This is a genomic window from Bradyrhizobium sp. R2.2-H, from assembly GCF_004346455.1.
Taxonomy (GTDB): domain Bacteria; phylum Pseudomonadota; class Alphaproteobacteria; order Rhizobiales; family Xanthobacteraceae; genus Bradyrhizobium; species Bradyrhizobium diversitatis.
The window spans coordinates 18,884-40,920 of the sequence record NZ_SMBR01000029.1; the positions used below are offsets into that span (position 1 = coordinate 18,884).

Annotated in this window: 23 protein-coding genes; 10 read left to right on the forward strand and 13 right to left on the reverse strand. The window is 64.1% G+C overall.

Annotated elements, in window-relative coordinates; genetic code table 11:
* Positions 1-5: 5 nt before the first annotated feature.
* Positions 6-503, reverse strand: coding sequence for a flagellar basal body-associated protein FliL (gene fliL, locus EDE08_RS37890; protein ID WP_131874774.1), 498 nt, complete (start codon positions 501-503; stop codon positions 6-8).
* Between the two features lie 383 nt (positions 504-886).
* Here fliL and flgF point away from each other — a divergent pair, with 383 nt between their 5' ends.
* Genes flgF through flgH form a run of 4 tightly spaced genes read left to right on the forward strand, consistent with a single transcriptional unit; the run spans position 887 to position 4,377 of the window.
* Positions 887-1,648, forward strand: a complete 762-nt coding sequence (gene flgF, locus EDE08_RS37895) for a flagellar basal-body rod protein FlgF (RefSeq protein ID WP_131874789.1) — start codon at positions 887-889, stop codon at positions 1,646-1,648.
* A 16-nt stretch (positions 1,649-1,664) separates the two neighbouring features.
* The gene (gene flgG / locus EDE08_RS37900; RefSeq protein WP_131874773.1) at positions 1,665-2,453 is read left to right on the forward strand and encodes a flagellar basal-body rod protein FlgG; all 789 of its coding nucleotides are present in this window, start codon (positions 1,665-1,667) and stop codon (positions 2,451-2,453) included.
* Between the two features lie 10 nt (positions 2,454-2,463).
* Positions 2,464-3,609: a flagellar basal body P-ring formation chaperone FlgA gene (gene flgA, locus EDE08_RS37905; protein WP_165936422.1), complete on the forward strand. Its 1,146-nt coding sequence runs from the start codon at positions 2,464-2,466 to the stop codon at positions 3,607-3,609.
* Positions 3,610-3,612: 3 nt separating this feature from the next.
* Entirely contained in the window at positions 3,613-4,377 is a 765-nt protein-coding gene (gene flgH, locus EDE08_RS37910) for a flagellar basal body L-ring protein FlgH (RefSeq protein ID WP_131874771.1), read from the forward strand.
* A gap of 135 nt (positions 4,378-4,512) precedes the next feature.
* On the opposite strand, the gene EDE08_RS37915 is transcribed toward flgH, so the two are convergent.
* The 5 genes from EDE08_RS37915 to EDE08_RS37940 form a co-directional block, all read right to left on the reverse strand.
* Positions 4,513-5,679 carry a PcfJ domain-containing protein gene (locus EDE08_RS37915; protein WP_131874770.1) on the reverse strand — a complete coding sequence of 389 codons (1,167 nt, stop codon included), beginning with the start codon at positions 5,677-5,679 and terminating at the stop codon, positions 4,513-4,515.
* A gap of 348 nt (positions 5,680-6,027) precedes the next feature.
* Entirely contained in the window at positions 6,028-6,354 is a 327-nt protein-coding gene (locus tag EDE08_RS37920; RefSeq protein ID WP_131874769.1) for a helix-turn-helix domain-containing transcriptional regulator, read from the reverse strand.
* Positions 6,355-6,364: 10 nt separating this feature from the next.
* Positions 6,365-6,682, reverse strand: coding sequence for a type II toxin-antitoxin system RelE/ParE family toxin (locus EDE08_RS37925; protein WP_245525007.1), 318 nt, complete (start codon positions 6,680-6,682; stop codon positions 6,365-6,367).
* 921 nt (positions 6,683-7,603) lie between these two features.
* The gene (locus EDE08_RS37935; protein WP_131874767.1) at positions 7,604-8,383 is read right to left on the reverse strand and encodes a 2-keto-4-pentenoate hydratase; all 780 of its coding nucleotides are present in this window, start codon (positions 8,381-8,383) and stop codon (positions 7,604-7,606) included.
* 78 nt (positions 8,384-8,461) lie between these two features.
* The gene (locus tag EDE08_RS37940) at positions 8,462-9,487 is read right to left on the reverse strand and encodes an SDR family oxidoreductase (RefSeq protein ID WP_131874766.1); all 1,026 of its coding nucleotides are present in this window, start codon (positions 9,485-9,487) and stop codon (positions 8,462-8,464) included.
* 96 nt (positions 9,488-9,583) lie between these two features.
* Here EDE08_RS37940 and EDE08_RS37945 point away from each other — a divergent pair, with 96 nt between their 5' ends.
* The gene (locus EDE08_RS37945; protein WP_207913204.1) at positions 9,584-9,982 is read left to right on the forward strand and encodes a winged helix-turn-helix transcriptional regulator; all 399 of its coding nucleotides are present in this window, start codon (positions 9,584-9,586) and stop codon (positions 9,980-9,982) included.
* A 271-nt stretch (positions 9,983-10,253) separates the two neighbouring features.
* Here the strand turns inward: EDE08_RS37945 and dksA are convergent, their stop codons facing one another.
* Positions 10,254-10,619 (reverse strand): RNA polymerase-binding protein DksA, encoded by a 366-nt coding sequence (gene dksA, locus EDE08_RS37950; RefSeq protein ID WP_085966600.1) that lies wholly within the window; start codon positions 10,617-10,619, stop codon positions 10,254-10,256.
* A 218-nt stretch (positions 10,620-10,837) separates the two neighbouring features.
* Positions 10,838-11,449: an NAD(P)-dependent oxidoreductase gene (locus tag EDE08_RS37955; protein ID WP_131874765.1), complete on the reverse strand. Its 612-nt coding sequence runs from the start codon at positions 11,447-11,449 to the stop codon at positions 10,838-10,840.
* Between the two features lie 146 nt (positions 11,450-11,595).
* Here EDE08_RS37955 and EDE08_RS37960 point away from each other — a divergent pair, with 146 nt between their 5' ends.
* Complete coding sequence (locus EDE08_RS37960) at positions 11,596-11,967, forward strand: winged helix-turn-helix transcriptional regulator (RefSeq protein ID WP_061023262.1); 372 nt, start codon at positions 11,596-11,598, stop codon at positions 11,965-11,967.
* 3 nt (positions 11,968-11,970) lie between these two features.
* Here EDE08_RS37960 and EDE08_RS37965 read toward each other — a convergent pair whose 3' ends face one another.
* On the reverse strand, positions 11,971-12,384 hold the full coding sequence (locus EDE08_RS37965) for a flagellar assembly protein FliX (protein ID WP_131874764.1): 414 nt from the start codon (positions 12,382-12,384) through the stop codon (positions 11,971-11,973).
* 282 nt (positions 12,385-12,666) lie between these two features.
* On the opposite strand from EDE08_RS37965, the gene EDE08_RS37970 reads away from it, so the two are divergent.
* From EDE08_RS37970 to EDE08_RS37985, 4 genes are all read left to right on the forward strand, one after another.
* The gene (locus EDE08_RS37970; RefSeq protein WP_131874763.1) at positions 12,667-13,791 is read left to right on the forward strand and encodes a flagellar basal body P-ring protein FlgI; all 1,125 of its coding nucleotides are present in this window, start codon (positions 12,667-12,669) and stop codon (positions 13,789-13,791) included.
* On the forward strand, positions 13,791-14,159 hold the full coding sequence (flgJ, locus tag EDE08_RS37975) for a flagellar assembly peptidoglycan hydrolase FlgJ (RefSeq protein ID WP_028181460.1): 369 nt from the start codon (positions 13,791-13,793) through the stop codon (positions 14,157-14,159). The genes EDE08_RS37970 and flgJ overlap by 1 nt, the downstream gene beginning before the upstream one ends.
* A gap of 11 nt (positions 14,160-14,170) precedes the next feature.
* Positions 14,171-14,668 carry a hypothetical protein gene (locus tag EDE08_RS37980; protein WP_028181461.1) on the forward strand — a complete coding sequence of 166 codons (498 nt, stop codon included), beginning with the start codon at positions 14,171-14,173 and terminating at the stop codon, positions 14,666-14,668.
* Between the two features lie 157 nt (positions 14,669-14,825).
* Positions 14,826-15,185, forward strand: a complete 360-nt coding sequence (locus tag EDE08_RS37985) for a hypothetical protein (protein WP_131874761.1) — start codon at positions 14,826-14,828, stop codon at positions 15,183-15,185.
* 151 nt (positions 15,186-15,336) lie between these two features.
* Here the strand turns inward: EDE08_RS37985 and flaF are convergent, their stop codons facing one another.
* From flaF to EDE08_RS38005, 4 genes are all read right to left on the reverse strand, one after another.
* Positions 15,337-15,705 (reverse strand): flagellar biosynthesis regulator FlaF, encoded by a 369-nt coding sequence (gene flaF, locus EDE08_RS37990; protein ID WP_028181463.1) that lies wholly within the window; start codon positions 15,703-15,705, stop codon positions 15,337-15,339.
* Between the two features lie 294 nt (positions 15,706-15,999).
* Positions 16,000-18,288, reverse strand: coding sequence for a DUF1522 domain-containing protein (locus EDE08_RS37995; protein WP_131874760.1), 2,289 nt, complete (start codon positions 18,286-18,288; stop codon positions 16,000-16,002).
* 218 nt (positions 18,289-18,506) lie between these two features.
* The gene (locus EDE08_RS38000) at positions 18,507-20,777 is read right to left on the reverse strand and encodes a DUF1522 domain-containing protein (RefSeq protein WP_131874759.1); all 2,271 of its coding nucleotides are present in this window, start codon (positions 20,775-20,777) and stop codon (positions 18,507-18,509) included.
* A gap of 324 nt (positions 20,778-21,101) precedes the next feature.
* Positions 21,102-22,037, reverse strand: a 936-nt coding sequence (locus EDE08_RS38005; protein ID WP_283810593.1) for a DUF1522 domain-containing protein, incomplete at its 5' end; no start/stop codon positions are given.

Here is a 22,037-nt window from a genome sequence, read left to right on the forward strand (position 1 = left end):
CATGCTCACTGGACCACGACTTCCTTGAACAGCACCGCGCTGACCTGGATCGGGGCGACCGCCGCGTTGACGCGCTTGGTCAGCTCCTCCTTGAGGCGGAAGATGCCGGCGGAACCATTGAGGTCGGAAGGGCGCAGTTCGCGCACATAGGTCTGGAAGATGTCGGTGACGCGCGGCATCGTCGGCTTGATCGCCTCGATCTGCTTCTCTTCCTTCAGCTCCAGCACGATCTTCAGCCGCAGATATTGCACGCGCTCGCCGGGCGAGCCGGCGAGGTTGACCATCAGGTCAGGGACATCGACGAAGGCCGGCGGCTTCGGCGGCGGCGCGGCCTCGGCATGGTGCTCGCCCTCGCCGTGACGGAAGAAGAAGAACCAGGTCGCCGCACCGCCGCCGAGGACGGCGAGCAGACCGACGGCCATGATGATGAGCTTGAGCTTGTTCTTCGGCGGAGCGGCTTCCGCGCCGTCGGCGGCTGCGCCGCCCTCCTCATTCTCTGCCATGGTTGCCGCGCTCGTTCATTTCTCAAAGGGGTCGAAAGAGCGAAGCCTCCTGGCAGACAATGACGCGATACAAATGCCCCAGCGCAATGCGCTCCTCTGATGTGCAAACGCTACGGTAATAATGGTTAACGGAACCTTTCGATTGGGCCTCCGCTAGGAAAATTCTGCCGGGCAAACATGGCTAACAGAACCTTTCTGCCGCCCTTCCGCACCCATCAAAAATCAACAACCATTTGAAATAATGTAATTTTTTAAGTTGGCACGGCTTTCGCTGAGAAAGGGCCGAGACCTCACGGTTTGGGAGAACCAGAGGTCTCGTTCACGGGATCCGCCAGGGCGCTTGGGAGAGCGAAATGGCAGATCTCACTCAGGGGAGATTTCCGATGCAGAACGCGCTTCTGATCGGCTTGTCACGGCAGATGACGTTGGAACGGCAGATGGACGTCATCGCCAACAACGTCGCCAATGCCAACACCAACGGTTTCAAGGCCGACCATTCGCTGTTCGAGGAGTATCTCAACTCGAACGCACGTCATGACAATTTCATCGGTCGCGACCGCCGGATCTCCTATGTGCAGGATCGCGGCACCTTCCGCGACGTCGGCCAGGGGCCGATGGAGCCGACCAACAATCCGCTCGACATCGCCATCAACGGCAACGCCTATTTCGCGGTGCAGGCCAATGGCGGCGAGCTCTATACCCGCGACGGCAAGTTCTCGCTCAACAGCACCGGCCAGCTCGTCACCGCGAGCGGCAATCTCGTGCTCGGCAATGCCGGCCCGATTACCTTCCAGCCGACCGACCACGACATCAATGTCGCGCCCGACGGCACCGTCACGGTGCTCGAGGGTACGGCGCGGACCGACTCGATCCGCGGCAAGATCCGCATGGTGTCGTTCGACGATCCGGCCAAGCTGACCAAGCTCGGCGGCAATCTCTATGGCGCCGGCTCGGCCAACCAGCAGGCCGACGCCAAGTCCACCTTGCAGCAGGGTTACATCGAGAAGTCGAACGTGAATGCGGTCGGCGAGATGACCCGCATGGTCGAGGTGATGCGCAGCTACACCGCGATCGCCAGCCTGCTCCAGCAGCAGAGCGACCTCCACAAATCGGCGATCGACAAGCTCGCCGACGTTCCGGCCTGATTGAAGGAGAATTGATATGCAGGCGCTTCACACCGCTGCGACCGGAATGGCGGCACAGGAACTCAACGTTCAGGTGATCTCCAACAACATCGCCAACCTGCGCACCACCGGCTTCAAGAAGCAGACCGCGGCATTCCAGGACTTGATCTATGAGCACGTCCGCCGCGTTGGCGCCCAGTCGTCCGACCAGGGCACCATCCTGCCGGTCGGCGTCGACATCGGCGGCGGCGTCAAGACCGTCGGCACGCCGCGCAGCATGACGCAGGGGACGCTGTCGCAGACCGGCAACGACCTCGATCTCGCGATCTCGGGCGATGGCTTCTTCAAGATCCTGATGCCCGACGGCACCTACCAGTACACCCGCGACGGCACCTTCCAGATGGACAATCAGGGCCGCGTCGTCACCGCGCAGGGCAACCCGGTGCAGCCCACCATCACCATCCCCAACAACGCCTCGGGCATCGCCGTGAGCGAGCAGGGCCAGGTCTCGGTGACGTTGCCGGGCTCAACGACCTCCTCGATCGTCGGCCAGATCGGCATCACCCGCTTCATCAACAAGGCGGGCCTGCAGCCGGTCGGCAACAACCAGTTCATCGAGACCCCCTCCTCCGGCGCGCCGCAGGACGGCACCGCCAACTCCGAGGGTTACGGTAAGATCACGCAGGGCAGCCTGGAGCAGGCCAATATCGACGTCGTCTCGGAGATGAGCGACCTGATCGCCGCGCAGCGCGCCTACGAGATGAACGCCAAGGTCATCAGCGCGGCCGACCAGATGATGCAGTCGACCACGGCGCTGTTCCGCTGAGGTGATGACGATGATCCGCACCACGCTCGCCTCGATCTCCACCCTTCTCTTGCTGGCATTGCCGGCAGTGGCCGCCGACGAATTCATCGCCTCGCCGGCGCTGCGCGCCAGCGTCACCGTCACGGCGGACGTGGTGCGGATCGGCGATCTGATCGAGAACGCAGGATCGGCCGCGCTGATCCCGGTCTACCGCTCGCCCGATCTCGGCACCACCGGCACGCTGACGGTTGGCCAGGTGCTCTCGGTGCTGCGGGCAAAACAGGTGATCGGCGTTACGACCGGCGACATCAAGGAGGTCCAGGTCACCCGCCTCGCCCGCACGCTCGCGAGCAAGGACATCCAGGACGCGGTCACCGCTGCGCTCGAGCGCCGCTTCGGCCTCGGAGAAGCCGCCAACATCACCATCACGTTCGACCGCAGCGTCGCCGAGATGCGGCTCGATGCCTCCAACACCGGCGCGCTCGAGCCGGTTGCAACCCGCTACGACGCCCGCAGCGGCCGTTTCGACATCGCCTTCGAGATTGCCAACGACAGCAACTCTGCGCCGACCAAGCTGCGCTTCACCGGCACCGCGATCGAGACCGTGGAAGTGGCCGTGCTGACCCGCGACATCGACCGCGCCGAGCTTCTGAAATCCTCCGACGTCTCGCTGGAGCGCCGGCCGAAGGCCGAGGTCACCGGGGAACCGGCCGCGCGCGACCGCAGCATCGGCATGCAGCTGCGCCGGGCGATGCGCGCGGGCACGCCGCTCCGCGTCGCCGACATCGTCAAGCCCGACTTCGTGCTGCGCGATCAGGCCGTCACCATCATCTACCAGGTGCCCGGCCTCTATCTCACCACGCGCGGCAAGGCGATCGAGAACGGCGCCGAGGGCGACACCGTCAGCGTGCTGAATTTACACTCCAAGCGCACGCTGACCGGCGTCGTCACCGGCCGCGGCCAGGTGACGGTCCAGGGCGCGAGTCAGTCCGCACCGATGACGCCGGCCATCGAGCAGACCTCGTCGATCAAACGTGACGACGTGCCGCCGGCCGCAGCCCTGGCGCAGAGCCTGATCCAGACGCCTGCGTCTGCGGCCCAGATCGCCCAAGCCCAGATTCCGCAAGCCCAGATCCCGCAAGTTCGCCCCTCGCAAGCTCCAGCCAAGTCAGAGTAAGTCATGTCCAGGTTCAGTTCGGCCTTCCGCCTTCGTCGCATCGCGATCTCTGCCCTGCTACTGGCAACTTGTGCCCTGGCGAGCGGCTGCTCCTCGATCGACCGCCTGTCGCAGATCGGCGAGCAGCCGAAGCTGTCGGCGATCGACAATCCGACGACGCAGCCCGGCTACAAGCCGGTGCAGATGCCGATGCCGAAGCCGGAAGTTGCCTCCTACAATCCGAACTCGCTGTGGCGCAACGGCAGCCGCGCGTTCTTCAAGGACCAGCGCGCCCGCCAGGTCGGCGACCTCCTGACCGTGACCGTGAACATCACGGACAAGGCCAACATCGAGAACGACACCTCGCGCAGCCGCACCAACAAGGAAGATTCCGGAATCACGGACTTCATCGGCTCCCAAACGATCACCCAGGCCAACAAGATCCTGCCCGGCCGCATCCTGACAGCCGACTCGACCTCGTCCAGCGAGGGCAAGGGCAGCGTCGACCGCAAGGAAGCCCTGCAAACCAACGTCGCCGCCGTGGTGACCCAGGTGCTGCCGAACGGCAACCTGGTCGTCGAAGGCAAGCAGGAGATCCGCGTCAACTTCGAGATCCGCGAGCTGATCGTAGCCGGCATCGTGCGCCCCGAGGACATCCAGAGCGACAACACCATCGACTCCACCAAGATCGCCCAGGCCCGCATCGCCTATGGCGGCCGCGGCCAGATCACCGACGTGCAGCAGCCGCGCTACGGCCAGCAAGTCATGGACGTGCTGCTGCCCTTCTAAGCCTCTTCAAGAGCTCCCACATCGTGTTCGCGAACCTAGGCGCGAGCGACGATGTACGACGCGGCCCTCGCTAGCTCCCCTGGCGAGGGCCGCATGTATTTTGCCTCCGCCGCCGAGGCGGTGCAGGCGTCTCTCTCACAGCAGCATGATCCCGCGCGCTTGCGCCCACCGCTGGAGGATCTTGCTCTCCTCGGCAAGCGGCGGGCGGTTCGCAAACCCGCGAACCTGAACCGCCCGGGAACGGGTATCAAGCTCGATGGTCAGCATCCGCTGGACGTCACCCGAGGCACGGCGACGGAGCGACCAGATCGAGGCATGCCCGGCAATGCACTTTGTCGCGTAAGTGGCGACGCAGTGACGCATGCCCCGCGTCTCAGCCACGAGATCGGCTGCCGTCCTCAACTGGACCACAACATATTCTTCGCGCTTGGCCCGGTCCTTGGACGACGTTGTCCATGACCAGTCCGCGATCGCTGCACCGAGCCAACGGTCCTCGCTCTGCTCGGGGCCTGCTGCCAGCCCCCGCGCACGGTTTCGCGCCGCCTCGGCGCGACGGCGTGCGGCCTCAATACGAGCAATCGCATCGAGATCGCGATGCCATTCGCGCATCTGCCGCCCAAGCGAGATCAGTGAACGCCCCTTGAGGGTGTACTCGGGATCACGCCGGTGGCAATCGGCGAGGTAGTCATGGAAGTCATCCATGTCCTCGACCGTGGTGGGATGCGCGCAGAAGAAGCGCACCACCTCGCGCCAGAAGCGATGGTGAGCGCGCTGCGTCTGCGTGATCCTGGTGCGCGCGATCCGCATCGCAACAGCGGGATCTGTCGCATAGGAACGCGCAATCGCCTGCCAGATCGCAGCCTCGAAGCCGACCTTCCCCAACGGATTGAGGAACGCATGAACCTCCTTGCGAGACAGCCATTCGGTCGCACCGGCAGCGTAGAGCGAACCGCCGCCGGCCGCCGCGATGTACCAGCGCTTGCGCAAGCGGATCTCGTCGGCGCCCAGTCCCGCGCCGTCGATCCAGATCTGCTCCAGATGTTCGGCAACGGGATAGCGCGCGAAGAGATAGCGAGCCGCAGCAAGACGAAGACGCGCGGCATCGCGAGTCTTCATTCGCGGCTGCCAGGCCTCGGCATCGCGCACGATGTCTGCCTCGAAACCACGCCTGGCCTCGCAGATCGCATTCTTGAAATCCGGTGGAGGACGCGTCCGCTGCGACACATGCTGCAGCGACAGCTCGTAGGCTTCAACCCGCGCGCGCTCGGCCTCCCGCCGGCGCTGAATCAATGACTGTGCCATTGTCGTTCAACATGATTGGATGAGTGTCAGCCGGACGCACTGAGAGCGTCGGCACGGAATGTGTCGATCGCCACAACGTACTCACGGCTGGTCTCCTCACAGTTGAACGCGCAGGTTGAATGGGACGGGGCTCATAGACCCGATTGCGGGCGAGCGCAACATGTCTTGTCGGGATGGTGTCGGAAACTGCGTACTGCGAGGCAGATCCGCGACATTATTGCAACGCCACGACAGCACACTCGTCATTGCGAGCGCAGCGAAGTAATCCAGAATCCCTCAACGGAGACAGCCTGGATTGCTTCGTCGCGAGTGCGCCTCGCAATGACGGCGGCGAGAGTGCGCTCTTCATCACGCCGCATTCGCGACGGCGCGTATCTCCAGGTGCACGCCGGTCTCCTTCTGAAGTGCGTGGATCACCGCCATCAGGTTCTCGGCCGTCGGATTGCCGCGTGGTCCGAACATCCGCATCAGGCTCTTTTGCGGACGGTCAATCACCTCGCTCAGCCGTTCGAAACCGATGGTCGCATTGATGTAAGTGCGTAATGCCGTGCGGCCGTAGTCGACGTCCCCTTGCAACAGGCCCTGCATCGCCTCTAGGAACAGCGCTTCGCGAAAGGCGGGATCGCGCTCCGCCATCGCACGGACGGTGTCGCGAAAACTCCGAGTTAATGGCATCACCTTCTCCCTACCGTGCTCTTGACTTGTAATCACGCCAGCGGCGTAACGCCGTATCGATATCGTTTTGCTGTCTCTGCTTGGTGCCGCCTCCCAACAGAATAACCAGCGAATTGCCGTTCCAGCCGAAATAAACCCGGTAGCCAGGGCCACGATTGATCTTGAGTTCAGCGGCCCCCTCCCCAATGGACTTGACGTTTGACCTGTTGCCATCGGCTAGCCGCTCGATCGCGACCGCAATCGTGACGCGGGCCTGCGGATCAAGTCGTTCGAGCCAATCGCGAAACGGGCTGCGATCATCGACGATATATTCTTCGACCTTGATCATTTGGTACCACACCCGTTACCATTTTTCAATTTCAGAAAATTCGGTTTATTGAAAATTTTCATTGACGCGCCCTGACCACCTCATTATGTTCTCGTTTCGTTCCATTCCACAAGAGGGCGTATCGCAATCGTCACGAAACGAGGGATGGAATGCGGTGGCCGCGACGGCGTCGGCGTGAATGATAGCTGCAGGGCGGGAAACCGTGAGCGGCGATCGGCGCGATACGACACGGCGCTGACAGCGTCTTCGCATGGTCTCGACGGTGAGCGCACGCCAGCCGTGGAGGGCCCAGCGAGGATGTGCGCGGACGGAGAAGTCGTGTGGTCCTGACGCCCGGGGTCTGTGCGTCAAGTCTTGCGGTGATGTGGCGGCCAACCGGTGCGCACATCAGTCAGCCGCAAGGCGACGGGGGCAATAGTGCATCGCTCCCCGAGGAGCACGAAGGACACCGTGAAAACCATCGCGCAGGGAAGGCCGGGCGACCGGCGTCACCTGTCGTCCACCCCGTGCGCGCTTCTAAGGCACACGCGGGACTTCGGGTGCCAGCCGGCGCCCGGCCTTCCCTGTGCCTTCTTGATCTTCAGGAGGGCAAAACGATTCCAAAGCTCGGGCGGAAGATGCCGCGAGAATACGAAGGCGTGTCCGATTGCGACTTGGGTTGATGGAACAGTCGCGCCTCACACTCACTCGTTGCGAGCGAAGCGAAACCATCCAGACTGCCGCCGCGGAAAGATTCTGGATTGCTTCGCGATGCTCGCAATGACGTGGATGAGGGTACAGCATTCAAGCCCCACCCCTCTGTCATCGTCCGCGAAGGCGGACGATCCAGTACTCGGAGATATTCGTGATTGTCCTGACGCAGCGCGGCGTACTGGATTCCCCGCCTTCGCGGGGAATGACTGCGAAGACTACCGGTGCCCTTCACGTAAACTCCGCCTCCACCGTCCCAAGCCCGTCCAGCTCCATCCGCACCTTGTCGCCGGCTTTCAGCCACAGCGTCTTGACCAGGCTGCCCGTCAGCACGAGCTGCCCCGCATGTAGGCCCTTGCCCTCGGCGGCGAGATGGTTGGCGAGCCAAGCGAGGGCGTTGTGGGGATGGCCGAGCACGTCGGCGCCGGTGCCGTGGCTCACCTCCTCGCCGTTGACGAGGGCGCGGCCCTTGACCGCTTTCAGGTCAGGCACCGACGAACGTGGAACCGACGGGCCCAGCACGCAACCGGCGGCGAAGAAATCGTCGGCGATCAAGGTCGGCGCGCCCATCGTTTCCCACTTCACGTAGCGATCGTCGACGATCTCGATTGCGGGATGATAGGCCTCGACCGCCTCGCCGACCCATTCGGCCGTGAACGGCGCCTCGCCGGCGGCGAGGTCGCGCTTGAGCCGCACCGCGATCTCGCACTCGACGCCGACCCGGACATAGTTGGAGGTGGCGAGCTTGGCGCCGCTGTCGTGGACTCCCTTCTGGAACACGCCGCCGCCGCAGGGGTGCGGAATGCCGATATAGTCCTGCATCACCTGGCTGGTGCAGCCGATCTTGTAGCCGACGAGCGGACCGAGATGCGGCAGCAGGAGATCGTGCAGGGCACGCTGGACCTGATAGCCCTCGGCTTCATCAGCGGGAGGACGCTCCAGCGCCGCGAGCGGCGCATGGTTGCGGCGCGCCAGCGCGATCGCCTTTGCGGCTTGGAGTATCCTGTCCATTGGCGCCGCCTCCCACGCTACGCATTCGAAGGCGACAGTTCAGCATCCCCGCCGGGGCGTGACAAGCCAGAGGCAACCTCACGCCTTGACCAGGCCGAGCCGGATCAGGCTCTCGGCGGTCGCAAGGATCGCCTCGTGGCTGGAACGGGGTTCCCAGCCGAGCAGCGACCTCGCCTTGGCGCTGGTGGAATGCCGCACCCTGCCGAGCATCGGCACGACCGCACGCAAAAGGGGAATCCGGGTCGCGGCCAGCCGCACCAGCCAGTCGGGGGCCTGAAACCGCGGAACCCGGCGTGCCGACGGCCCGAGTTCCCGCCGCAGCACCTTGGCGATATCGAGGATCGACATTTCACCGGAGACCGCGATGAAGCGCTCGCCCCTGGCCTCGGGCGCCGTCATCGCGCGCAGATGCAGATCGGCGACATCGCGCACGTCGACCACGCCGAAATAAACCCGCGGCACCGCCGGCATGGCGCCGTCGAGCAGCGATTTGACGATCTCGATCGAGCCGGAGAAGTCCGGCCCCAGCACGGGACCGAAAATGCCGGCGGGATTGACCACCGACAGTTCGAGGCCGCCGCCCTCGCGCGCGATGAAATCCCAGGCCGCCCGCTCGGCCAGCGTCTTGGATTTGATGTAGGGCTGCAGGCCGGGACCATCGAGATTGGTCCAGTCGGTCTCGTCGAACGGTTTTTCACGCGCCGGATGGCCGTAGCCGATCGCGCCCAGCGACGAGGTGATGACGACGCGCCTGACGCCGGCCTCGCGCGCGGCGCGCAGCACCCGCAGCGTGCCGTCGCGGGCCGGGACGATCATCTCGTTCTCGTCCTTGGGCACGCTGGTCGACAGCGGCGAGGCGACGTGCAGGACGTAGTCGCACCCGTCGATCGCCTCGCGCCAGCCCGCGTCTGCCGTGAGGTCCGCCGTGAAGAAAGACACGGTTTCCGGCGCAGCCGCCCCGCCCTCGCGCAGCATCGCCAGCACGTCGTCCCGACGATCGGGCCGGCGCACCGTCGTCCGCACGGCATGGCCCGCGGCCAGAAGTTGCAGGACGACGTGAATGCCGACGAAGCCCGACCCGCCGGTGACCAGAACAGTGCTCATTGCCAAATTCCCCTCGATGCGAGCGCCGGCGGATCGGTTCCGCCGCGGCCCTGCTCAAGGCCGCATCTGATCACTATCTCCAAGGGGACAAGTAGAATGGATTTCAAGACCGGTATGGAAAACCTGACCAGCAACTGTGACGACGACTGCGATTGCAGCCCGGATCCTGCCCTGCTCGGCGACTTCAAGCGCGCCATCCACGCGCTTGGCGGCAAGTGGAAACTGGAGATCCTGTTTACGCTGATGAACGGTGCGGTTCGCTTCGGTGCCTTGCGACGATCGATCGGCGGCATCACCCAGCACATGCTGACGACGCAGCTTCGCGAGCTCGAGCAGGATGGCCTCGTATCGCGCATCGTCCTCACGGAGAAACCTTTGAGGGTCGAGTACGAGCTGACGGATGCGGCTTACGGCCTCTTGCCGGCATTTAAGGAAATATTGAGCTGGTCCAGGCTTTATGGGGACACGCGCCTCCTGGCGTCGCGGCAGGCCTGATTGCAGCGATGCTTGATGCAGCTGGATCGGCGTCTCACCATTCGAGCCGATGTCGTTGATGCGACTCGCAAAACTCGTCCCACCTGAAGTGAAGGCTGTTTCTCATCCGAGCTCACGTGAGCTCGGAGGAGTAGAGTCTAGCCCATTGATCGTGATTCACTTTTCGCGATCACGCTTCGCGCGGCTGCAAGCTGCAGGCAAAATGCGGATCACGGCGCCAAGCGGCACCTTGCGCCCCAAAAACAAAGAGCCGCACTTGGCGGCTCGGGCTCTATTCGTCGCGATAGACCTTCTCGCGTTTCTCGTGGCGCTCCTGCGCTTCCACCGAGAGCGTCGCGATGGGCCGGGCTTCGAGCCGCTTCAACGAGATCGGCTCGCCGGTTTCCTCGCAATAGCCGTAGGTGTTGTCCTCGATGCGCTGGAGCGCGGCGTCGATCTTGGCGATCAACTTGCGCTGGCGGTCGCGGGCGCGGAGTTCGATGGCACGGTCGGTTTCGGACGATGCCCGATCGGCGAGATCGGGGTGGTTCACGTTCTCCTCCTGCAAAGCCTGCAGGGTGAGCTTGGACTCTTTGAGGATCTCATCCTTCCAGGCGAGGAGCTTCAAACGGAAGTACTCCTTCTGCCGGTCGTTCATGAAAGGCTCTTTGTCGGTCGGTCGGTAGTTTTTCAACTTTTCCAAGGGAGGCCTATCTGTCTAAGCAACGACTCGCATACGGAACGAGGTCCGTCGAGCGGGGCGTTATATAGCGGCCTCCTGTGACAGACAATATTTCCCCTCATCGCCCCGGTGCCGCCCCCAAGCCCTTGCACAGGAAGGTTTATCCTGGAGGGATCCGGGGGGCGGCTGACGGCTCAATAGCCGACCGTGAAGCGCTGCCTCAGATGGGCGGGCCGTTCGACCTCGTCGGCGAGCGCGATGGCATAGTCGGCGAAGGTGATCCAGCTCTTGCCGTTCGCATCTGCGAGAAGCTGGTCGGTCCCAAGCCGGAACTTGCCCGTGCGTTCCCCCTCGACGAACAAAGCCGACGGCGAGATGAAGGTCCAATTCAGGTCCTTTTCCTGCCGCAGCAGGTCGAGGAAGGCCGAGCCCGCCTCCGCCTCAGCCTTGTATTGGGTAGGAAAATTGGGCGTTGTGACCAGCTTCACGCCTGGGGCGACCTCAAGGCTGCCGGCACCGCCGACGACGAGGTAACGACCGACCTTGGAGTCCTTCGCCGCACCGATCAGCTTGAGCGGGTCACTGGCCAGGAAGTGCACGGAACTCACGGCGACGTCGTGTCCGGCCCACAGCCTGGCGAGGCCGGCCTGGTCGAGCACATCCCCCTTGGTCGGCGTGACGTTGGGCAGGGCTGCGATCTTCTCGGGGTTCCGAGCGATGGCTGTGACGGCGTGGCCGCGGCGGGACAGTTCCCTGGTGATCTCCGACCCGGCCCGGCCCGAGGCGCCGGCGACTGCGATTTTCATGGAAGGCTCCTTTGCTTCTATAGTAACTATCAGTAACTAGATATCGCAAAGGATGCTGGTGTTAAGAGAGCACTTTGTGCTTACCTGATTACGCTGGAGTAACCGGCATGCATATTCTCAAGCGACCAGACTCTTGAGGGCCGACGATGAAACCGGACGTCTACGCAGCGAACTGCCCTACTCGCCAGATCCTCGATCGCGTCGGCGACAAATGGGCGGTGCTGATCCTCTTGCTCCTGCGCGAGGAGCCGATGCGCTTCAATCAGTTGCGCCGCACGATTGAAGGCATCTCGCAGAAGATGCTGAGTCAGGTTCTCAAGTCGCTCGAACGCGACGGCCTGATCAGGCGACATGCCATCGCGACCGTTCCTGTCACGGTGGAATATTCGATCACGCCGCTCGGGCTGACGCTGGCCGCGGCGGTCGATCCACTGCGCGATTGGGCCGAGCAGAATCTGAAGGACGTGCTCGCGGCGCAGCGCCGCTACGATGCGCAGCAGAAGGAGGAAGCGGCGTAGACGCTAGGCCTGCCCGGCCTTCGCGAGCTCGACTTCGACGCGCAACTCGATCTCCGAGAGCACGGAATCGAGTCCGGCATCGCCCGACGAGGACTTGAGGTTCGCCGCAGCATCACGCAGACGCATCACGGTCGAGGCGTCGAGGTTTCCGGACAGCAGTCCCATCTTCAGATCGTCGAGCACGTCGAGCGCCGTCCTGCCGCGGGCGACCGAGCGCTTGCGGCGCTCGACCGGATCCTCTTCGACGCCCTGCAATGCCAGCAGCGCGTCGATGTTGGCGGTGGTTTTCGGTGCGGCAGCGCTCCGCGTCTCCTGTGCCGACGAGGTGTCGGGCAGCACGAAGGTGCCAGAGCCGGTCCGCCTGGCCTGGCTGGCCGGCGTTCCCAGCGTGGTTCCGTTCGGTCCGTAGATGCGCATCGGAAGGAATCCGGGTGATCGATGCCGGAGCTTCGCCGTTTTATGGTTAACGGCCCGTAAACAGCCCGGCAAAATCTGCCGACAGGCGGCAGTTTCGCTCCTCAGGCACAACACCCGCTGACACCGGTCGAAACAGATTTATTCAACCTATTCAGCGATCTATCCCGAAGCCCCGGGTTGGCACAGCGCTCGCAAGGAAAGCGCCGGACCAGCTCGTCATGGGAGTGTCGTGCAGGTCCTTCCGATTTGAGGAGCCTTTCTAGGAGCCTTGGGGAGCAGAGGATGCCAGGCGTTCGTTGGGTGAGGATTGTTGGGGTGGCCTGCGCCGCGCTGTCAGCGCTGGCGCTCTCGGTCACGTCAGCGGCTGCGACCTCGCGCATCAAGGACCTCGCCAACATCGAGGGCGTGCGGCAGAACCAGCTCATCGGCTACGGCCTCGTCGTGGGCCTCAACGGCACCGGCGACACGCTCAACAACATCCCCTTCACCAAGCAATCGCTGCAGGCGATGCTCGAGCGCATGGGCGTCAACATCCGCGGCGCCACCATCCGCACCGGCAACGTCGCGGCCGTGATGGTGACCGGCAACCTGCCAGCCTTCGCCACCCAGGGCACGCGCATGGATGTCACCGTCTCCGCGCTCGGTGACGCCAAGAACCTCCAGGGCGGCACCCTGCTCGTGACCCCCCTCTTGGGCGCCGACGGCAACGTCTATGCAGTGGCGCAGGGCTCGCTCGCGATTTCCGGCTTCCAGGCCGAGGGCGAGGCGGCCAAGATCGTGCGCGGCGTTCCGACCGTCGGACGCATCGCCAACGGCGCCATCATCGAGCGCGAGATCGAGTTCGCGCTCAATCGGCTGCCGAACGTGCGCCTGGCGCTGCGCAACGCCGACTTCACCACCGCCAAGCGCATTGCGGCTGCGGTCAACGACTATCTCGGCGTCAAGACCGCCGAGCCGATCGACCCATCGACGGTGCAGCTGTCGGTCCCGCCGGAGTTCAAGGGCAACGTCGTCGCATTCCTCACCGAGATCGAGCAGCTCCAGGTCGATCCCGATCTCGCCGCCAAGATCATCATCGACGAGCGGAGCGGCATCATCGTGATGGGCCGCGACGTCCGCGTCGCCACCGTGGCTGTGGCGCAGGGCAACCTCACCGTCACCATCTCCGAGAGCCCGCAGGTCAGTCAGCCCAACCCGCTGTCGCGCGGCCGCACCGTGGTCGCGCCGCGCAGCAGCGTCACCGTCACCGAGGACGGCAAGAAGCTGGCCGTCGTCAAGGACGGCGTCTCGCTTCAGCAGCTCGTCGACGGCCTCAACGGCCTCGGCATCGGTCCCCGCGACATGATCAGCATCCTCCAGGCGATCAAGGCCGCCGGCGCGATCGAAGCCGACATCGAGGTGATGTGATGCAGGCAGGCTCAATCAACACCCCGCGCCTCGCCACCGCTTCGGCGTTCTCGGTGGAGAGCCGCAACGGCCGGCCGGACTTCGAGCTCGCCGCCGCGCTGCAGAAAGTCTCACCGCAGCAGCAGGCCAAGGCGCAGAAGACCGCCACCGATTTCGAGGCGATGTTCCTCAACAGCATGTTCTCGCAGATGACCTCGGGCCTGAAGGGCGAAGGTCCGTTCGGCGATACGACCGGCACCGGGGTGTGGCGCTCGATGCTGACCGAGCAATATTCCAAGAGCTTTGCCCAGGCCGGCGGCGTCGGCGTCGCCACCGAAGTCTACCGCACCCTGATCATGCAGCAGGCGAAAACGATCCGCACGGCATAAGGTCAAACGAAATGAACCATTTCCACGCCTCACGTCAGCCGATGCAAGCCCAGAGTCCGAACACCGCGCCCGGCAGCACCGAGGCGCGCAAGCTCGCCGAAGGCCTGATGGACGCAATGAGCGCGCTGCTCGGACTGATCGAGCGCGAGACCGAGCTCGTTCGCGCCGGCAAGGTCCGCGAGGCGATGACGCTCGAGAGCAAGAAGCAGGAGCTGTCGCGCAATTACGTCGGCGCCGTCAGCCAGCTGAAGGCGAACCAGGCCCAGCTCGCGAAATCCGCGCCGGAGTTGCTCTCGACGCTGCATCGCCACCACGATGCGTTTCGCGCGATGCTCCAGGTCAATCTCACCGTGCTCGCGACCGCGCACGCTGTCTCCGAGAGCGTCGTGCGCGGCGTCAACGCCGAGATCCAGAAGCGCAACGTGCCGAACACCTATACGGCCGCGGGACGCCGCGCCGCGCCGGGTCCGCGCCACATCACCCCGCTCGCGGTCAGCCGCTCGCTCTGAGCGCGCAGGAACAAGCGACATTTTTACGAAATATTGCTCGGCGATGGCGTCGCACGGTTAGTCACGTTTCCTTACCAGGTCTTCAAACCTGGTGTTCCATGGTTGCGTTATTAGAGGGGTTGGGATTTGACTCACGTAAGGCAACCAGGAGGCTGCCATGAGTACAGATTTCAGCATCAGGCCGGTGGGGATCCCGGCACCCGCGCAGATCGTACCGACGTCCAACGTGGCGGCGAACGAGGCCGTGCAAACGGATCTTCCGGTGAGCCAGACGGTCGCCGCGAGCGCTACCGGCGCGCCTGTGCGCAATGATCTGCCGAACCACGAGAACGTCTCGCGCCAGGTCGTGTTCGACCAGGCGGCCGCATCCTTCGTATTCCAGGTCGTCAACGCCAGGACCGACGCGGTGGTGACCCAGTTCCCCGACGAGGCGATGCTGCGCCGGCGCGCCTATTTCCATGCGCTGGATATGCAGTCCGAGCCCTCGCGTCCGCTCAGCACGGACGTCAGCGCCTGACGACCAGGTGTCGACCGTCACGACGGCGGATCGACACCAGTCGAGTCCGCCGCAAGTTCGGTGGCGATGTCGTTGATCCGCCCCGGCGCCGGCTTCCTTCAGCATCGACTTGGTCCGCGGTCGGCAAATGCTCGACCACGACCGCTCTCCGTCACGGCCGTCCGGACAGGCCTGCAGCAATGTTGCGGTTGATCTCGATCAGCGGGCGGAAATGATCGAACTGCGGGCTCATCTGCAGCGCGGCCGTCTGGCTCAGCACGAACACGCTGATGTTGGCGATCTTCTGCCGGACGTCGATCGGCTGCGGATTGGTGTCACGCATCGCCTCGCTCAGGAAGATCGTCCAGAGCTTGCGGTTGAACATCAGGGCCTGCATGGTCTGCTCGCTGAGCGGATCGGCGTTGTTCACCGCGTCCTGGAGCTTGTTGGCGGCCTTGAGCAGGGTCTGCGCCTCGATGTCCCGAGGAGATGCGGTGGTCGTTGCAACACGCGCATAAGCCGAGGCAGCGGAATTCGACATCAATCACACCCTGGACGTTACCTAGCGCGTTATACGCGCTTAAGGATTTCTTTCCCAACCCTAGGCAGCACCGCTTAAGATTTGCTTACGTGTTGTGCTTGGAAGCACTCCGGACAATTACGGGGCACGGAGCTCTTCGTCGGCGCAACGCTAGATGCACGCACGCACGATGTAAACTCGCTCGGCGTGATGCGCATCGATCTCAGCTAATCTTGTCTTAGCGATCTCCCTTAAAAGAACGGCGGAGCGTTAGCTCCGCCGCGAAATCTCGAGTAGCGAACCTGCGCCGCGAACTTAGCGGAGCAGCTGCAGCACGCTCTGTTGCGACTGGTTGGCCAACGACAGCGCGGAAACCGCGATCGACTGGCGAGTCGAAAGCGCCTGGCTGTTCGCCGCTTCCTCATTGGTATCGGCGAGCGTCAGGTTGGACGAGCCGGTCTGCAGCACGTTGATCAGGTTCTTGGAGAAGTCCTGACGCACCTGCACGATCGACAGGTTCGAACCGAGGGTGGAGCCTTCCGAACGCAGCGTACTCGAGGCTGCATTCAGGCTGGCCAGCACCTTGTTGGTGGCGCCGTTGTCGATGAAGTCGACGCCGTTGACGAGATTGCTGAGACCGAGGCCCGCCGCATTGAACACCACGCCGTTGATGCTCAGCGTGGAGCTGCCGGTCTCGTTGAAGACGAGCTTCAGCGTGTCGCCGTTGAGCAGGTTGACGCCGTTAAAGGAGGAGTCCTGCGACGTCGTGTCGATCTGGGCCAGGATGTTGTTGAACTGGTTGACCAGGTTGGAGCGCGCGGTCTGCGCCACCGGATCCTGGACCGGAGGCTGCGCGGTGGTAAAGGCCAGAACGCCGGTGATGGTGCCGCCGACCGCGCCGCCCGCGAGGGTCGAACCGAGCGTCGACGAGGCGTATTCGTTGACGGTGGTCACCGTGAGCACGCCGTTGGCATCGATCGTCGCCGTCAGGTGGTTGGCCTGCAGCTGCGCGTTGAGCTGGTCCAGCGTCTTGACGGTGCCGTTGGTGCCGTCGCCGAAAGTGACATTCACCGGGGTGCCGCCGTTGAACGAGGTGAAAGTCAGCGTCTTGCCGCTGATGCCGCCGACGCCGGACGTGCGGGCCGCAGTGAAGGCGGTCGCCGTTCCCGTATTGCCGCTGAGACCGAATGCGCCGAGGGCATTGCCGGTGCCGGTGATCGAGAGATCGGCGTTGACGCCGGTGGAAAGCGCAAGCTGACCGCTGCTGTTGACCGACGACGGGATCTGGCCTGCCGTGGTCGACAGCGTCGCCGCGCCGTTGAAGATGCTGGCCGTCTTGACGCCAGTCGCGAGGTCGACGGCGTTGAGCAGGTCGGTCAGCGTCGCGCTCTGGATATAGACGGTCGAGTTGCCGTTGCCGTCCGTGACGATGTTGCCGCTGACGCCACCCGACGTGACGCTCGCCGCCGATTGCGGCGTTTGCGCGTTCTTGAAGGTGATGGTGTGGCCGTCGATGTTCAGCGTCGAGCCGTCCTGAACGAGGGTGCCGAGCGAACCCGCGGTGGTCGACCGGGCCGCGGTGACGTTGGCATTGCCGGCGCCGGTTGCGGCCGTCAGACCGAGCGCCTTGAGGAAGTCGGCCTTTCCGGTCACGCTCAGATCGGCGCCGGTCGAGCTCTTCAGCGTGACCTGGCCGCCCGTGATGGAGGATGCCACCTGCAACGTGCCGACAGGACCGGCCGAGCCGCTGACCGAGATGGTCGCGGCGCCGGCGCTGATCGTCGCGCTCTTGACGCCGCTGGCCAGATCGATCGCGCTCAACAGGTCGTTGACGGTGCCGGTGGGCGCGGCGGCCGTCCCCATGTAGACGATCGAGTTGCCGTTGCCGTCGGTAGCGATGTGGCCGCTGGCATCGAGGCCCCAGCCGGTCGGCTGCGTCGCGGGCGCCGCGCCGGTCCGGAAGGTAATGGTCTTGCCGTTGACCGTGATCGAGTCTCCGTCGGCAGGCGACGAGCCGAGGGTGCTCGCTGCCGTGGTGCCGATCAGCGTCGCGGTGCCAGTCAGTGCAGTGGTGCCGTCGGCCGCGTTGGTGGCGGCGCCGGTCAACGTGCCCGCGGTCGAGCCCAACGATGCGCCGAGTGCGGCGGCGGCCGTCACCGGCGTCACGCCACCGGGAGCGCCGGTGTAGAGCACGTTGCTGTTGGCGGTTGCGCTTGCATACGACGTCGTGCCGCGCAGATCGGCCGGCGTCGCACCGGGAATCGTGGTCGAGACGTTCGACTTGGTGGAATAGCCGACGGTGGTCTGCAGCGCCTGGTTGGCGATCGATTTCGCGCTGTCGATCAGCTTTTGCAGCGAGGTGATGCCGGTGTTGGCGGCCTGGAGCACCTGCACGCCGTTGTTGATGCCGTCGAGCAGGTTGCTGATGTCGCTCGCCCGGTTGTCCAACCCCTGCGCCGTGAAGAAATTGGTGGGATTGTCGAGCGCCGTATTGACCTTTTTGCCGGTCGACAACCGCTCCTGCGTCGTGGCCAGCAAGTCGGCCGTCGACTGCAGCGACAACAGGTTCTGGCGAACGGACGCCGAGAGAACGATGTTGGACATTGGCGAGTCTTCCTCTTGAACCGGATACGAATCGGCCGCGCGGTCTGCAAAGCGGGCTTTTGTCCAGTTTTAGGAGGTGTCCTTTAAAGTATGGTTAACGCCGGTTTAAGGGATAGGGTTAACGGCGGGTGAAGGCCCCTGCCCGCCTCCAAATGCAAAAAGAGCGGCAGGGCAAATGACCCCGCCGCTCGATTTTACCTCGTAATTTCAGTTGCTTACTAGCGGAGCAGCTGGAGCACGCTCTGCTGCGACTGGTTGGCCAGCGACAGTGCGGAGACCGCGATCGACTGACGGGTCGAGAGCGCCTGGCTGTTCGCCGCCTCGACGTTGGTGTCGGCCAGGGTCAGGTTGGACGAGCCGGTCTGCAGCACATTGATCAGGTTCTTGTTGAAGTCCTGACGGATCTGCACCACCGAGAGGTTCGAACCGAGGCTCGAAGCCTCCGAGCGCAACGTGCTCGAGGCGGCGTTCAAATTGGTCAACACCCTGTTGGCGGCGGCGTTGTCGATGAAGTCGACGCCGACGGTCAGCGCGGCGAGGCCGAGGCCCTTGGAGTTGTAGGTCACTCCGGTGATGTTCAGGCTCGACTTGCCGGTCTCGTCGAACACCAGCTTGAGCTGGTCGCCGTTCAAGAGGTTGACGCCGTTGAACGAGGAGTCCTGCGCGGTCGTGTCGATCTGGTTCAGGATGTTGTTGTACTGAGATACCAGGTTCGCACGGGCCGTCTGTGCAACCGCATCCTGGACGGGGGTGGAAGCCGTCGAGAACGTCAGCGCCGAGGTCAGCGTGCCGCCGATCGCACCGCCCGCTGCAGTCGAGCCGAGCGTCGAGGAAGCATAGTCATTGGACGCCGTGATCGTCAGCAGGCCATTGGCGTCGATCGTCGCGGACAGGTTGTTGGCCTGAAGCTTCGAGTTGAGCTGGTCGAGCGTCTTGACCGTGCCGTTGGTGCCGTCGCCGAAGGTGACGTCGACCGCGGTGCCGCCGTTGAAGGAGGTGAAGGTCAGGCTCTTGCCGCTGATGCCGCCGATGCCGGAGGTGCGCGCCGCCGAGAACGCCGTCGCGTTGCCGGTGTTGCCCGAAAGCCCAAACACCGCCAGCGCGTTGCCGGTGCCGGTGATCGACAGATCGGCGTTGATGCCGGTCGAGAGCTGGAGCTGGCCGCTGGTGTTGATCGACGACTTGCTCTGGCCGGTTGCGGTATTCAGTGTCGCCGCGCCGTTGGCCGCAATCGACGCGGTCTGCACGCCGGTGGCGAGGTCGATCGCGTTCAGCACGTCGGCGACAGTGCCGGCCTGGAGGTAGACCGTCGAGTTGCCGTTGCCGTCGGTGATCACGTTGCCGCTCTTGCCGAAGCCGGCTGGAATGGCCGGCGCACCTGCTGAGCCCGGAACCGGGGCGTTCTTGAAGGTAATGACGTGGCCGTCGACATTCAGGGATGCGCCATCGGAAATCAGCGATCCCAGCGAGCCCGCGGTCGTGGTCCGGTTGACGCTCAGCGACGCATTGCCGCCGCCCGTTGCGCCGGAGAGGCCCAGCGCCGTGAGCAGGTCGGCCTTGCCGGTCAAGGACAGATCCGCACCCGTCGAGCTCTTCAGCGCCACGATACCCGCGGCAATCGAGGAAGGCGTCTGGCCGGCGCTGTTCGCGATCGTCGCCAACCCGCTTGCGATCACCGAGGTGTTCACGCCGCTGGCGAGGTCGATCGCGGTCAGGAGGTCGTTGACGGTCGCGGCCGGGGTGGCGGCGGTGCCGAGATAGACGGTGGTGTTGCCGTTGCCGTCGGTCACGAGGTTGCCGCTGAGGCCCGAGCCGGCCGGAACGGCGGCCGCCAAGGGAGCCGAGCCGGCGCGGAATGTGATGGTCTTGCCGTTCACCGTCAGCGTGTCGCCGTCGGCGGGAGCCGAACTGATCTTCGTGGCCGCGGTGGTGCCGATCAGGGTCATCGTGCCTGTCACGGCGGTAGTGCCGTCGGCAGCGTTCACGGCAACCGTGTTCGAGAACGTACCTTGCGTCGCGCCGAGAGTGGTGGTTGCGACGGCCGCGGTAACGCCGCCCGCCGTACCGTTGTACAGCACGTTGCTGTAGGCGGTCGCGCTGGCATAGGAGGTCGTGCCGCGCAGGTCGGCGGCGGTTGCGCCCGCGATCGTGGTGGAGACGTTGGACTTGGTGGAGTAGCCGACCGTGGTCTGCAGCGCCTGGTTGGCAATCGACTTGGCGCTGTCGATCAGCTTCTGCAGCGAGGTCAGGCCGGTATTGGCGGCCTGCAGCACCTGCACGCCGTTGGCGATGCCGTCGAGCAGGTTGTTGATGTCGCTGGCGCGGTTGTCGAGCGACTGCGCCGTGAAGAAGTTGGTGGGATTGTCCAGGGCCGAGTTGACGCTCTTGCCGGTCGACAGACGGTTCTGTGTGGTGGCGAGAAGATCGGCGGTGGACTGTAGAGAGAGCAGGTTCTGACGAACCGACGCAGAGAGAACGATACCGGACATGACTCTTACCCTTCTGGCTTACGCGTCTTCGTTCGATCGCTTCGGATCGAGTGACGGGCACAGCCTGCGCGGACATGGCTAACAAAGGGTGAAACGCATCTCGCCGGCATAAGCGGCGGTTCACCATAAGCTGCCGGAAGGCGCGGATGGCATCGACAATCCGTCTGAAATAATTGGCGTTTCTCTACGCTTACGCTCCATTAACCATAACCGCTGGTTACTTTTCAGAGCGTCTCCTCACCTCTCGAAAGATCGCATGACACACGAAAAAGCGGCGGGGCCAAAGCCCCGCCGCCGGATCCTGCTTGCGATGTCGTCCGCGATTTAGCGGAGCAGCTGGAGCACGCTCTGCTGCGACTGGTTGGCCAGCGACAGCGCGGAGACCGCGATCGACTGGCGGGTCGAGAGCGCCTGGCTGTTGGCCGCCTCGACGTTGGTGTCGGCCAGGGTCAGGTTGGACGAACCGGTCTGCAGCACGTTGATCAGGTTCTTGTTGAAGTCCTGACGCACCTGCACGATGGTCAGATTCGAACCCAGAGCGGAGGCTTCCGAGCGCAGCGTGCTCGACGCAGCGTTCAGGTTGGTCAGCACCTTGTTGGTGGCCGCGTTGTCGATGAAATCAACACCGCTGGTCAGCGCAGCAAGGCCCAGACCCTTGGAGTTGTAGGTCACGCCGGTGATGCTCAGGCTCGATTTGGCGGTTTCGTCGAACACCAGCTTGAGCTGATCGCCGTTCAAGAGGTTGACGCCGTTGAACGAGGAGTCCTGCGCGGTCGAGTCGATCTGCTGGAGGATGTTGTTGTACTGGTTGACCAGATTGGCACGCGAGGTCTGCGCGACGACGTCCTGGACGGGGGTGGAAGCCGTCGAGAAGGTGAGCGACGAGGTCAGCGTGCCGCCGATCGCACCACCCGCGGTGCTCGACCCGATGGTCGAGGACGCGTAGTCGTTGGTGGTCGAGATCGTCAGCAGGCCGTTGGCGTCGATCGTCGCGGACAGGTTGTTGGCCTGAAGCTTCGAGTTGAGCTGGTCGAGCGTCTTGACCGTGCCGTTGGTGCCGTCGCCGAAGGTGACGTCAACCGCGGTGCCGCCGTTGAAGGAGGTGAAGGTCAGGGTCTTGCCGCTGATGCCGCCGATGCCGGAGGTGCGGGCCGCCGAGAATGCGCTGGCGGTGCCGGTGTTGCCGGCGAGGCCAAGCGCATTCAGCGCGTTGCCGGTGCCGGTGATCGACAGGTCGGCATTGATGCCGGTCGAGAGCTT

What these genes read in the sequence shown, in the direction of transcription:
- EDE08_RS37995 (WP_131874760.1), bottom strand. Translation starts at nt 18,288, where the DNA reads ATGTCCAACATCGTTCTCTCGGCGTCCGTTCGCCAGAACCTGTTGTCG.
- EDE08_RS37940 (WP_131874766.1), bottom strand. Translation starts at nt 9,487, where the DNA reads ATGAGCACTGTTCTGGTCACCGGCGGGTCGGGCTTCGTCGGCATTCAC.
- EDE08_RS37970 (WP_131874763.1), top strand. Translation starts at nt 12,667, where the DNA reads ATGCCAGGCGTTCGTTGGGTGAGGATTGTTGGGGTGGCCTGCGCCGCG.
- EDE08_RS37945 (WP_207913204.1), top strand. Translation starts at nt 9,584, where the DNA reads ATGGATTTCAAGACCGGTATGGAAAACCTGACCAGCAACTGTGACGAC.
- flaF (WP_028181463.1), bottom strand. Translation starts at nt 15,705, where the DNA reads ATGTCGAATTCCGCTGCCTCGGCTTATGCGCGTGTTGCAACGACCACC.
- dksA (WP_085966600.1), bottom strand. Translation starts at nt 10,619, where the DNA reads ATGAACGACCGGCAGAAGGAGTACTTCCGTTTGAAGCTCCTCGCCTGG.
- fliL (WP_131874774.1), bottom strand. Translation starts at nt 503, where the DNA reads ATGGCAGAGAATGAGGAGGGCGGCGCAGCCGCCGACGGCGCGGAAGCC.
- EDE08_RS38000 (WP_131874759.1), bottom strand. Translation starts at nt 20,777, where the DNA reads ATGTCCGGTATCGTTCTCTCTGCGTCGGTTCGTCAGAACCTGCTCTCT.
- EDE08_RS37920 (WP_131874769.1), bottom strand. Translation starts at nt 6,354, where the DNA reads ATGCCATTAACTCGGAGTTTTCGCGACACCGTCCGTGCGATGGCGGAG.
- EDE08_RS37935 (WP_131874767.1), bottom strand. Translation starts at nt 8,383, where the DNA reads ATGGACAGGATACTCCAAGCCGCAAAGGCGATCGCGCTGGCGCGCCGC.
- flgJ (WP_028181460.1), top strand. Translation starts at nt 13,791, where the DNA reads ATGCAGGCAGGCTCAATCAACACCCCGCGCCTCGCCACCGCTTCGGCG.
- EDE08_RS37915 (WP_131874770.1), bottom strand. Translation starts at nt 5,679, where the DNA reads ATGGCACAGTCATTGATTCAGCGCCGGCGGGAGGCCGAGCGCGCGCGG.
- flgG (WP_131874773.1), top strand. Translation starts at nt 1,665, where the DNA reads ATGCAGGCGCTTCACACCGCTGCGACCGGAATGGCGGCACAGGAACTC.
- flgA (WP_165936422.1), top strand. Translation starts at nt 2,464, where the DNA reads ATGATCCGCACCACGCTCGCCTCGATCTCCACCCTTCTCTTGCTGGCA.
- flgH (WP_131874771.1), top strand. Translation starts at nt 3,613, where the DNA reads ATGTCCAGGTTCAGTTCGGCCTTCCGCCTTCGTCGCATCGCGATCTCT.
- EDE08_RS37925 (WP_245525007.1), bottom strand. Translation starts at nt 6,682, where the DNA reads ATGATCAAGGTCGAAGAATATATCGTCGATGATCGCAGCCCGTTTCGC.
- EDE08_RS37955 (WP_131874765.1), bottom strand. Translation starts at nt 11,449, where the DNA reads ATGAAAATCGCAGTCGCCGGCGCCTCGGGCCGGGCCGGGTCGGAGATC.
- EDE08_RS37965 (WP_131874764.1), bottom strand. Translation starts at nt 12,384, where the DNA reads ATGCGCATCTACGGACCGAACGGAACCACGCTGGGAACGCCGGCCAGC.
- EDE08_RS37980 (WP_028181461.1), top strand. Translation starts at nt 14,171, where the DNA reads ATGAACCATTTCCACGCCTCACGTCAGCCGATGCAAGCCCAGAGTCCG.
- flgF (WP_131874789.1), top strand. Translation starts at nt 887, where the DNA reads ATGCAGAACGCGCTTCTGATCGGCTTGTCACGGCAGATGACGTTGGAA.
- EDE08_RS37960 (WP_061023262.1), top strand. Translation starts at nt 11,596, where the DNA reads ATGAAACCGGACGTCTACGCAGCGAACTGCCCTACTCGCCAGATCCTC.
- EDE08_RS37985 (WP_131874761.1), top strand. Translation starts at nt 14,826, where the DNA reads ATGAGTACAGATTTCAGCATCAGGCCGGTGGGGATCCCGGCACCCGCG.